The sequence below is a fragment of the Anabaena catenula FACHB-362 genome, from assembly GCF_014698735.1.
Taxonomy (GTDB): Bacteria; Cyanobacteriota; Cyanobacteriia; order Cyanobacteriales; family Nostocaceae; genus Anabaena; species Anabaena variabilis_A.
In genome coordinates, this window is record NZ_JACJTQ010000081.1 from 1 (window position 1) to 10,993 (window position 10,993).

Below are 10,993 nucleotides of genomic sequence, written 5' to 3' on the forward strand. Positions count from 1 at the left end.
AAGTGGAGAATGGTGGCTTTAGCCCCATTCGGAACAACTTCTTAGAATCCCCTGGCTTTCCGAATAAATGAGCATAGCGAAATTTATTCAGCCAGGGGAGTGTCAAACCCAAATCTAATAAAGTAGGATTAAAGTTAAAAATACCTCTATTCCATCATTGTTTAACACAGTCCTCAGTTTACAATCTATTCCCCCATTGTCGCTGCAAATTGCCCCTGCTGCGGCTTGGGTGGGATTAATTATTGGCATTGCTTGGGTAGTTAGTCGTTTTACTGATAGCGAACCCGAAATCATCCGTAAAATCGTGCATATTGGCACAGGTAACGTTATTTTAATCGCTTGGTGGTTAGATATCCCCCCATTTGTGGGAATTACAGCTTCAATTTTTGCGAGTATTATCACCTTACTATCTTATATCTTCCCAATTCTTCCTGGGATTAATAGCGTCGGTCGTCAAAGTTTGGGAACATTTTTTTATGCTGTGAGTATAGGTGTTTTAGTTGCTGGTTTTTGGGATTTACACCAACCCCAATATGCTGTTTTAGGAATTATGATTATGGCTTGGGGAGATGGACTAGCGGCTTTAATTGGGAAACGCTTTGGCAAACATAAATATACAATTTTTGGTTCTCAAAAAAGTTGGGAAGGTTCTTTAACAGTTACTTTAATTAGTTATTTTATTTGTGTGGCTCTTTTACTGATTACCCAAGGTAATATTTGGCAAACTTGGATAGTCTCGTTAATGGTAGCCGTAATTGCTACGGTTTTAGAAGCCTTTTCTTTTTTGGGAGTTGATAATTTGACAGTTCCTATTGGTAGTGCTATCTGTGCTTATATGTTAACTCAGCTACTCTCTGGATACTGAATAATTCCGGATTTAGAAATATAGGAAAATGATTTTTTCGATAATTAGAGATCTCTAAAAATATAGATATTGATTCTTTGATTGAGTGAAAAAAGTGAATGCCTGGGGAGATTCAGCCGATTTTTGTAAAAACAAAACCTAAATATTATCTAGATTTTCTCTAATACAATTAATCTTTTAATAAGACTATTTTAGTAATAAAAAACTATTTTGTCTCTACTTTGAGAGGTAAACTTGCAAACTTTACTTTCTACCCGTAGATTTATGAATTATTAGGCAACAATGCTTATAGTTGAGTTGTTAGGTGATGAAACACCTAGTTACGTAAGTGAGGCAAATAATTGTGTCAAATCAAATTAACGCATCCAATTTGTTTGTTGCTTTATCTGATCAGCAACAAGAGGTTTTAACTGGTGGGGCTGACTTTGAACTAGCCGCGACTAATTACGCTAACAAATCATCAGGTTTAATAGGAACAAGTATCTCAGGTCCTCAAGGTAGCAGTGCTACTTCCGCAGGTAAGGCTAATACCATACTGACTGCGGGACAAGATTTCTTAGGTTTAGGTGCAGAACTTCCTCCCGGTGTCGGAGCTTTAGGTCCAGCAACACTACCAACTGAAGGAGAAAGTTTAGCCCCAATTACACCCACAGAGGCTATTACTGGAGGAATTCTTCCGTAAATATGGGCTAGTAAGCCTATAAGTTGCCCAATCTCAAAGCATGATTGAACTAGTACCGCAGGGCAGAATTAAAACTTAAAACTTAAAAATTCAAAAAAGCAGATTACAAAAGCTTTTTAGTAATTTTTAATGGTTAGTTATTTTCGCCTTTGTATACTAGTCACGTGAAGTTTATTGTGAGTGGGTGCTAAAGATAAAAGTAGATTCCAGAGTTTTCCTGCCATTTTCAATGAATGTAAAACCCAATTCATCTGGCTAGAGATGCTTGGGAAAAAACTTCATGAATAAATCAATCTCTGGAATCTTTACTTTATATCAAGGCAAATGAGGCTAATAATTATTGCCAATCAAATCATTATCTAAACCAGAAAATGCTCTACAGGCTTGAAGCCGCTATTAAATTTTGAGCATAGCTTTTTCAGATAATAAAGGGGGTTAGAGGAGATGATAAGAACTTGCTCTACGTAAGTGAGGACTTTGAGAAAGTTTTAGCCTTCCCCTCCATATTCTTAACGCCTCATCTGCGTTGAAGATTTAAGAAAGATAATTCCCAATGCTAGGGTATAACTATCTCGACCCCCTACACCACATTATAGCCCATCATCAAATTAGTTTTCATCATGTGAATAGAGAAATTTACTTGTTTTTATTTCTGCTAATTTATTACCTAAGATAGTTACTTTTTGGTTGCATGATATTAGTAATTTCTATCTTAGGTCAGACTATCTTAGTCCTAACACAAGGTGTAATACCGTGAACTCCTTACAGAGTCAAAATAACAATTCCTGGTATAACCCCAATAACCAAGCTACAGAGGATTTACATATATTAGAAGCTAATGAGTTTCTCCCCCATATCGGTAAATGGATTCATATTGGTGGGGGAGTGATGATTAGTATGTTTTTAGTAGCTGTAAGTCTCACCTCTGTCCTCTATTACAGTGTCACAGTCAAAGTTCCTGCAACTATCAGACCATTGGGAGAATTACGGTTAGTTGAATCTGCAATGACGGGAACTGTAAAAAAAATTGTAGTTAAAGAAGATCAGGTAGTCAATAAGGGAGAAATAATTGCTTATATTGATGACTCCCAACTACAATCTCAAAAAAGACAACTGCAAAATACTATCCAGCAGAATCAATTACAACTTATTCAAATTGATGCCCAAATCAATCAAGCGAATACTCAAATAATTTCTCAAACTAACTTAAATAACCGCACAATTATAGCTGCACAAGCTGAATTAAAGGGTACTCAACGCAACTACATAGATCAGCAAACTCAAGCTACTGTGGAAATGATCCAAGCCAAAATAGCTATAAAGTTAGCAAATGATCAATTAGAAAGATTACAAAAAGAAAGGGTATTAGTAGCCACGGTGGAAGAAGCAGAAGCCGCTTTAAAACTGGCTAAATTACAGCGAGATCGCTTGCAGAGTATAGTGGAAACAGGAGCAATATCTCGCAATTTAGTCGAGGAAAAAGAACAAGCTGTAAAATCGGCTCAAGCCAAATTAGAACAAGCTAAATCTAGTTCTAAAAATCTCCAAGAAGAAAAAGAACAAGCTGTAAAATTAGCACAAATAAACTTAGAAAAAGCAAAAATTGCCATTAATCCCAGTCGTGCAAACGTAACAGTAGCAATGGAAAAGATTCAACAGGAAAAGTCCAGAGGTGAAGGGAATTTAGCAGCTTTAAAAAAAGAACGAGAACTATTACTCCAGCAGCGTCTAGAACTACAAAAACAACAAATTCGCACTCGTCAAGAACTACAACAGCTAGAAAATGACTTGAATAAAAGTGTGATTCGCTCACCAGCTACCGGCACACTAATGCAACTGAAACTCCGTAACTCTGGACAGGTTGTGCAACTCAGTGAAGCTATTGCTGAAATTGCACCTGTGGATGCTCCTTTAATCATCAAAGCTCACGTTTCTGCTAAAGATATTGACAAAGTAAAAACGGGTCAAGCAGTTCAAATGCAGGTTTCAGCTTGTCCATATCCAGACTATGGAACTCTCAAAGGAACTGTAAAAACAGTTGCACCAGATGTTGTAGCAACTACACAAAATAATTCTATTATCAGTACACCCCAGATACCTACTTACGAAATCAATATTGAACCACAAAGTCTATTTTTAGGAAAAGGAGATCATTTATGTTATCTCAAATCTGGTATGGAAGGACGTGCTGATATTATTTCTCGTCAGGAAACTGTACTACAATTCATCCTCAGAAAAGGCAAATTAATCACCAACCCATAATCCAATACATTTCCAAAAACCATAGGTTGGGTGAAGCGACAGTGCAACAAAAGCTTTAATAAACTTGGGTTTCCTCCCGTCAACTTAACCTACTAAAATCCTGTTACTAATTATGTTCAATATCTTCAAATCTCATCAAAATTACCAGTGTACTTTACAGTTAAGTGAAGAAGACTGTGGAGCAGCTTGTCTAGTTTCTATTAGCAAGCATTATCGCCGCTTTTTAAGCATAAATAAAAGCCGAGAAGCTGTTGGTACTGGACAATTAGGAACAACTTTATTAGGTTTAAAACGAGGCTCGGAAAATCTCGGTTTTAATGCTAGAGCCGTGAAAGCTTCCTCGGAAATTGTAGACAGAATTGCAGAAATTACATTACCTGCAATTATCCATTGGCAAGGCTACCACTGGGTTGTTTTATATGGTAAAAAAGGGAACAAATACGTTATTGCCGATCCTGCTGTTGGACTTCGTTATCTAACAAAAAAAGAATTAACCGATGCTTGGAATGGTGTAATGCTCTTATTAGAGCCAGAACCAGATCGGTTTTCTGAGCAACCCCAAGAACAATCAAAAGGTGGTATCACACGTTTTTTTCGCCGCATTTTGCCCTATCGTGGCTTGCTAACTCAGGTTTTAATGATCAATATCGTCCTGGGTTTACTAGCTCTGGGAACTCCTGTTTTGATTCAATTATTGACAGATGATGTTCTAGTTCGAGGAGATGTACAATTACTTACTGTTGTAGTCTCCGCAGTTGTCGTCATGAGTTTATTCAGTGGAGGTTTGCAAGTATTTCAAGCCTTAATGATTTCTCATTTTGGGCAAAGATTACAATTAGGCTTAGTTCTAGAATTTGGCAAAAAACTTCTCCAATTACCCTTAAATTATTATGAATCTCGTCGAAGTGGTGAAATCACAAGCCGACTCCGAGATATTAGCGAAATTAACCAATTAGTATCACAAATTGTCATTGTTTTACCGAGCCAGTTTTTTATCGCTGTGATTTCTTTATGCTTAATGTTATTTTATAGCTGGCAATTAACAATAGCAGTCTTATTAATTGCTAGTTTAATAACTTTATCGACCTTGCCTTTCTTACCCATTCTTCAACAAAAAACCCGAAGTCTCTTAGTCTTAGGAGCAGAAAATCAAGGTGTTTTAGTAGAAACATTTAAAGGCGCACAGGTAATTAAAACTACAAATGCTGCTCCTCAATTTTGGGATGAATTTCAAAGTCGTTTTGGTCGTCTGGCTAATCTTGCTTTTAGCACAGTTCAAATAGCAATTATCAACGGTACTATTGCTAAACTTCTATCTACAATTGGTGGTGTCATCTTACTAGGATTTGGGAGTCTTTTAGTAATTAAAGGCGATTTAAGCATTGGACAAATGTTAGCTTTTAATGCTTTACAAGTTAATGTTTTAGCTTTAATCAACTCATTAGTTGGCTTTGTTGATGAATATTTTCGCTCCCAAACCGCAGTTTCTCGATTATTAGAAGTTATTGATGCCACACCAGAAGTAGTAGGAGGAAGTCAAAAGCCAATTGCCCAAATTTCCAGTAATGCAGATATTAGTTGTTCCCATCTCAAATTTCATCACCCAGGCAGAGTTGACTTATTAGATGATTTTTCTATCCAGATTCCTGGAGGAAAAGTAATTGCTTTAATTGGTAAATCTGGTTGTGGTAAAAGCACTTTAGCTAAATTATTAGCTGGTTTATATGTACCAGATTCTGGTAATATCCGCATCGGTTTTTTTAATATCCAAGATATTGCCTTAGATTGTTACCGACAACAAGTAGTTTATGTACCCCAAGAACCTCATTTTTGGAGTCGTTCAATTTTGGAAAACTTCCGTTTAGGCACACCTAATATTTCTTTTGAAGAGATTGTTCAAGCTTGTCATATTGCTGATGCAGATGGTTTTATCAGTCAATTACCTAATAAATATCAAACCGTATTAGGGGAATTTGGAGCAAATCTTTCAGGTGGACAAAGACAAAGATTAGCGATCGCACGCGGAATTCTTACCAATCCACCTATCCTGATTTTAGATGAAGCTACCGCCGGACTAGACCCCATGAGTGAAGCTCATGTTCTAGATCGTCTCTTGGAATATCGCACAGGCAAAACCACAATTTTAATTACCCATCGTCCTAGCGTTATCCATCGCGCTAATTGGATTGTTCTCATAGAAAAAGGTCAGATACAAATTCAAGGAACTCCTGATACATTTTTATCAAAACCTGGAGAGCATTTGCAGTTTTTAACTGTATAAATTAATATTTTCATAACTTTGATTCTGCCATAGTTTAACCAAACCTAGTTACTTGTGCAAGGAGTAATCATATGCCTAAAAATACTCGATTGAATCAGACTCAATTATTTAAACATCTTTCTGAGCAAGAACAAGAATCTCTAATTGGCGGGCAAATATCTCCCATATTAGGTGTACCCATATTAAGTTTATTAGGTGAAAGTAATTTATTCTTCCAAAAAACTGATATCGAAACTGAAGGAAAAAGTGATGTAACTCTCGCTTCAGGTGATTCTACCTCACAAACCACCAAATATAAATTATCCCAACTCACTATAGGACTTTCCTTCACGTTTGGGTTGCTAACAATTAGTTCCAATGGTGATAAATTGAGTAATTTATTTTCATAAAATAGCCAGGATTAAATTAAAACATCTTTTTGTAGAGATAGCTTTATGTTTCCTCTACATTTTTTGTTGCCTGATTAAAATCAATAAAACATTTTTAATGTTATATAATAATGGCTTTATTTTAAATAGAAATATAAAAAATAAACATCAGCTAAAAGAAAGATGTTTATCTAAAATTATTAGAACTTAGGAAGAATTTAAATTGTAGTAAATTTATAACTAGGGAGTCATTAATTTCTAATAATAAATGTTTATAAAAGAAGCATAGGTGTTATTCACCTATTCATGAATTGAGGCTAACAATCATGTCTAATCAAAACATTCAATCGGATTTGCTTGTAGAACTATCAGCAGAAGAACAACAACTTTTATCTGGAGGACAAAGGCGTCGCCGACCAATAATCTGCTATAGCTACAGTCCTTTGAGAAGAGGTAGAAGAGGACGGGATGTCGATCTTGATGTCGATGTCGATGTTGATAATGACTAGGGAGGTAGAGGGAGATATTAAATGGACAAAACTCATAAATTGGGTAGCCATTTAATATTGTATCCGCTCAATAATTGGGGGCAGACTATCATATCGGTAACGATTTTTCGCCATTTGAAGGTTGTCACTGGGCTATTTACCCCGGATTATTGAGCGATTACCATTTAATTTCAATCTGGTATTGACTACAGGAAAGAGAAAGCTGATATAACTGCCTCAAAATTAACTTTGAGAGAGTTTGGGTAGTCTCAAATATTTTCTTCCAGCTACTACGAAGGGAACTAATAGAGATAACCCTTCCCTTTCTCTTTCCTCCTAATGAAAAAGAAAACAATTCCATAAAGTGAGGCACATAATTATGTCACTTCAACACAATATTATATCTAACTTGCTTGTAGAACTATCCGCAGAAGAACAACAACTTTTATCTGGAGGATGTTACAAGCCTAGGCCTTGTTGTAAACCGAAAAAACAAAAATGTGGCGGCGACTACCAAAAATATGATCAATGTACACCCTCTGACAGTTATGAGAGCTATTCTGATACTGGTGATAAGTACCGTGATTAATACTCTTCCTCAGTAGGTAAAGTCTATAAACTGAGCTATCTTTGATAGTCTTGGTTTTTTAACCTTTCAGTTGATAGGGTAAGGAGAAATTTTCATATAACTCGCCCAAATGTGGTTGGGGTTAGCGACTCCATTGTCGATGGTGGTAAGTTAACCAAATCTACAGTCTAGTTTCTTTGAATTTGCTCCTATTCCTGAACTAGTTGCTCACCAATCCAATCGAGTAAAATGGGATTTACCAACTCAGGAGCTTCATCTTGAGGGCAATGTCCCACACCTTCTAAAGGAATAAACTTTTGTACTTGGGGAAAATGGGCTAACTCTCTACCTAAATTAATAGGTTCCCACGGGTCAGCCGTTCCCCATAAAATAATCACTGGACAAGATATTATAGGTAATAATTCTTCCGCTAAAGGTCCACTGGAATAAGCAGTAAAAGCCAAGAATACGGCAGCAGCACCAGGATCTTTCGCCGGTGTCATTAAAATATCTACTAATTCATCTGTCACCGTTTCCCCGTTAGCATAGGCTTGTAAGAGAATTTTTTTGACTGTTTTCGGTTGAGCTAATTGACTAAAAAAGAAATCACCTACTGGTTTAATCGATAAAAAGTTTTGTAGAATTGGCGCGCCAAACCGCTTGATCCAAGGTAAAGTAATACGTTTGCGATCATGCAATAACCGCAAAGAACAGTTAAGTAACGCAGTTCCCAAAGCCATGTCCGGGTTAATCACCGCAGCTTGCATTACGACAATACAACCAATGGAATTTCCCACTAGAAACGCAGGTTCACCCACAACTTCCCGACAAAAATCGGCTATTTGCTGTCCCCAAGTTTCTAGTGTGTAGGTAATTTTCTCACCGGGTGCAGGTTTAGCTGAACCACCAAAGCCAATTAAATCAATGGCATAAACCCGACAAGTTTCTGCTAAAACTGGTATATTTTTGCGCCAGTGTAGCCATGATGCGCCAAAGCCATGCACCAGAATCACAGCTGGTCCACTAGTTCCTTGGGTTTGGTAACAGATGGGAAACCCTTGCCAAAGCCAGGTTTTTGTGGATGTAAATGCGTCTGTAGTGTTTGTCATAAAAAATTTACTTGGTGCTTTTACACTATTTTTAAATAAAATTTACATAAAAAATATACTTTCGGATGATGAAAATAGCACCAGTACTAGATTGGGTAGTTTTACAATTTACGCCACCTAAATTAGTATATAAAATTAATTGGATATAAAACGGATGCTCAAGCGTGGTTTTACACCTGGAAACCGACGCTGATTTTGAAAAAGTTTTTGTTCCTAGTTCCTTCGGGCAAGAGAAGATGACTTTACTAGAAACAATTGATACACCCATTGGCAGCTATTCCCCAGATTTTGAGTTACCAGGAGTTGATGAGCGCGTACACCATCTCAGCCGTTATTTAGAAAATTTACGCTCAGTATGTGTCATTTCGATGTGTAACCACTGTCCCTATGTAGATTTGTATGTAGGTAGACTAAAGAGTATTCAAGCCGAATTCTCCTCCAGTGGTTTCACCCTCATCGGATTAAATGGTAGTCATGCCAATGATGATGTTAAAAATGGAGAAGACTTTAGCCCTGGGTCAAACTTTGAGAACATGAAAGCTTTTACCCAGCAACATGAGTTAAACTTCCCTTACCTATGGGACTCAACCCAGGATGTGACTTGTAGCTTTGGTGCCATCATCACACCAACAGCTTTTTTAATCGATCATGATGGAATTTTGCGCTACAAAGGTCAAATTGATGATCACCCCCAAGATCCATTAGCAGAGGGAACAGATTATTTAAGAAATGCGATCGCAGCATTATTTCAAGGTCAAGAAATCCAGCCAGTACAAACACAACCAGTTGGTACGCCATTAGTATGGCGGAAATAGACCAGAACTAGACACAGATAGTCATTGTACTGCTATCTTAAATTGGAGGCAATTGCAACTTTTTTGATAAAGCGAAACTTCATGGGAACGAATTACCGACGGGTTTTACTTAAACTTAGTGGTGAAGCCTTGATGGGCAACATGGGCTATGGTATTGACCCAGAAGTGGTCAAAGAAATAGCCGCAGAGGTAGAAGAGGTGGTAGCCACTGGCGTTCAAATCGCCATCGTCGTTGGCGGCGGCAATATTTTTAGAGGTGTCAAAGCGGCATCGGCGGGTATGGACAGGGCAGCCGCTGACTACATAGGGATGATTGCCACGGTAATGAATGCCATGACGCTGCAAGATTCGCTAGAACGAATAGGGGTACAGACGCGGGTACAAACCGCGATCGCTATGCAAGAATTAGCAGAACCGTATATTCGTCGTCGTGCCATCCGTCATCTCGAAAAAGGACGGGTGGTAATTTTTGGTGCAGGTTCGGGAAATCCCTTCTTTACTACAGATACCACAGCCGCTTTAAGAGCAGCCGAAATTGATGCAGAAGTGATTTTTAAAGCCACCAAAGTAGACGGAATCTACGACGCTGACCCTCACATTTATCCTGATGCCAAGCGTTATAAAACCCTCACCTACGCCCATGTTTTGGCTAAAGATTTGCGAGTCATGGATAGCACCGCAATTGCCTTGTGTAAAGAAAATAATATTCCCATTCTTGTATTTGACTTAACGGTGCGAGGTAACATCCACCGAGCAGTAATGGGAGAATCCATCGGTACCCTTGTGGGAGGTTCTTGTGAAATTAGCTGAAGCTGAAAGTAAGATGCAACATACCGTTGAGGCTACTCAACGAGCTTTTAATACCATTCGCACTGGTCGCGCCAATGCGAGTCTACTAGATAAGGTACAGGTGGAATATTACGGTACACCCACCTCCTTGAAATCTCTAGCAAATATCAGCACCCCTGATGCTTCAACAATCCTGATTCAGCCTTACGATAAGAGCAGTCTCAACATAGTTGAAAAAGCAATTTCTTTGTCAGATATAGGTATAACCCCCAGTAATGACGGTTCTGTGATTCGGCTCAATATTCCACCTTTGACAAGCGATCGCCGGAAAGAATTTGTCAAAATGGCCGCTAAGTATGCTGAAGAAGGTCGGGTAGGCATTCGCAATATCCGCCGTGATGCTCTCGACTCGATTCGTAAACAGGAAAAAAACGCTGAAGTTTCCGAAGACGAATCACGAGATCAGCAAGACAAACTGCAAAAACTGACAAATAAGTACACTGCCAGAATTGATGAATTGTTGGCAGACAAAGAAAAAGACATTACCACCGTCTAAGCTGGGGACGCGGAGATGGAGTGACGCGGGGACGCGGAGATGGGGTGACGCGGTGACGCGGAGATGGAGAGACGCGGTGACGCGGAGATGGAGTGACGCGGTGACGCGGAGATGGGGTGACGCGGTGACGCGGAGATGGAGTGACGCGGTGACGCGGAGATGGGGAGAGTATTTATCTTGATTATTCCTGCCCCCTGCCCCCTGCCCCCC

At 38.6% G+C, this 10,993-nt stretch carries 11 protein-coding genes; 10 read left to right on the forward strand and 1 reads right to left on the reverse strand.

Annotation, left to right across the window (positions count from 1 at the left end; all coding sequences use genetic code 11):
- The first annotated feature begins 157 nt into the window (after positions 1-157).
- From H6G68_RS25965 to H6G68_RS25995, 7 genes are all read left to right on the forward strand, one after another.
- Positions 158-865, forward strand: a complete 708-nt coding sequence (locus tag H6G68_RS25965; protein WP_190909223.1) for a diacylglycerol/polyprenol kinase family protein — start codon at positions 158-160, stop codon at positions 863-865.
- Between the two features lie 343 nt (positions 866-1,208).
- On the forward strand, positions 1,209-1,547 hold the full coding sequence (locus tag H6G68_RS25970) for a CTB family bacteriocin (RefSeq protein WP_190909224.1): 339 nt from the start codon (positions 1,209-1,211) through the stop codon (positions 1,545-1,547).
- 753 nt (positions 1,548-2,300) lie between these two features.
- Positions 2,301-3,809, forward strand: a complete 1,509-nt coding sequence (locus H6G68_RS25975; protein WP_190909225.1) for a beta-barrel domain-containing protein — start codon at positions 2,301-2,303, stop codon at positions 3,807-3,809.
- 112 nt (positions 3,810-3,921) lie between these two features.
- The gene (locus H6G68_RS25980) at positions 3,922-6,090 is read left to right on the forward strand and encodes a peptidase domain-containing ABC transporter (RefSeq protein WP_190909226.1); all 2,169 of its coding nucleotides are present in this window, start codon (positions 3,922-3,924) and stop codon (positions 6,088-6,090) included.
- A 71-nt stretch (positions 6,091-6,161) separates the two neighbouring features.
- Positions 6,162-6,479 (forward strand): hypothetical protein, encoded by a 318-nt coding sequence (locus H6G68_RS25985; protein WP_190909227.1) that lies wholly within the window; start codon positions 6,162-6,164, stop codon positions 6,477-6,479.
- 305 nt (positions 6,480-6,784) lie between these two features.
- Positions 6,785-6,967, forward strand: a complete 183-nt coding sequence (locus H6G68_RS25990; protein ID WP_190909228.1) for a hypothetical protein — start codon at positions 6,785-6,787, stop codon at positions 6,965-6,967.
- 358 nt (positions 6,968-7,325) lie between these two features.
- Positions 7,326-7,535 (forward strand): hypothetical protein, encoded by a 210-nt coding sequence (locus tag H6G68_RS25995; protein ID WP_190909229.1) that lies wholly within the window; start codon positions 7,326-7,328, stop codon positions 7,533-7,535.
- 188 nt (positions 7,536-7,723) lie between these two features.
- Here H6G68_RS25995 and H6G68_RS26000 read toward each other — a convergent pair whose 3' ends face one another.
- Positions 7,724-8,623, reverse strand: coding sequence for an alpha/beta fold hydrolase (locus tag H6G68_RS26000; RefSeq protein WP_190909230.1), 900 nt, complete (start codon positions 8,621-8,623; stop codon positions 7,724-7,726).
- A 236-nt stretch (positions 8,624-8,859) separates the two neighbouring features.
- On the opposite strand from H6G68_RS26000, the gene H6G68_RS26005 reads away from it, so the two are divergent.
- From H6G68_RS26005 to frr, 3 genes are all read left to right on the forward strand, one after another.
- Entirely contained in the window at positions 8,860-9,438 is a 579-nt protein-coding gene (locus tag H6G68_RS26005) for a thioredoxin family protein (protein ID WP_190909233.1), read from the forward strand.
- An 81-nt stretch (positions 9,439-9,519) separates the two neighbouring features.
- On the forward strand, positions 9,520-10,248 hold the full coding sequence (gene pyrH, locus H6G68_RS26010; RefSeq protein WP_190909231.1) for a UMP kinase: 729 nt from the start codon (positions 9,520-9,522) through the stop codon (positions 10,246-10,248).
- Entirely contained in the window at positions 10,235-10,783 is a 549-nt protein-coding gene (frr, locus tag H6G68_RS26015; protein WP_190909232.1) for a ribosome recycling factor, read from the forward strand. Before pyrH ends, frr begins: the two co-directional genes overlap by 14 nt.
- The last annotated feature ends 210 nt before the right edge of the window (positions 10,784-10,993 follow it).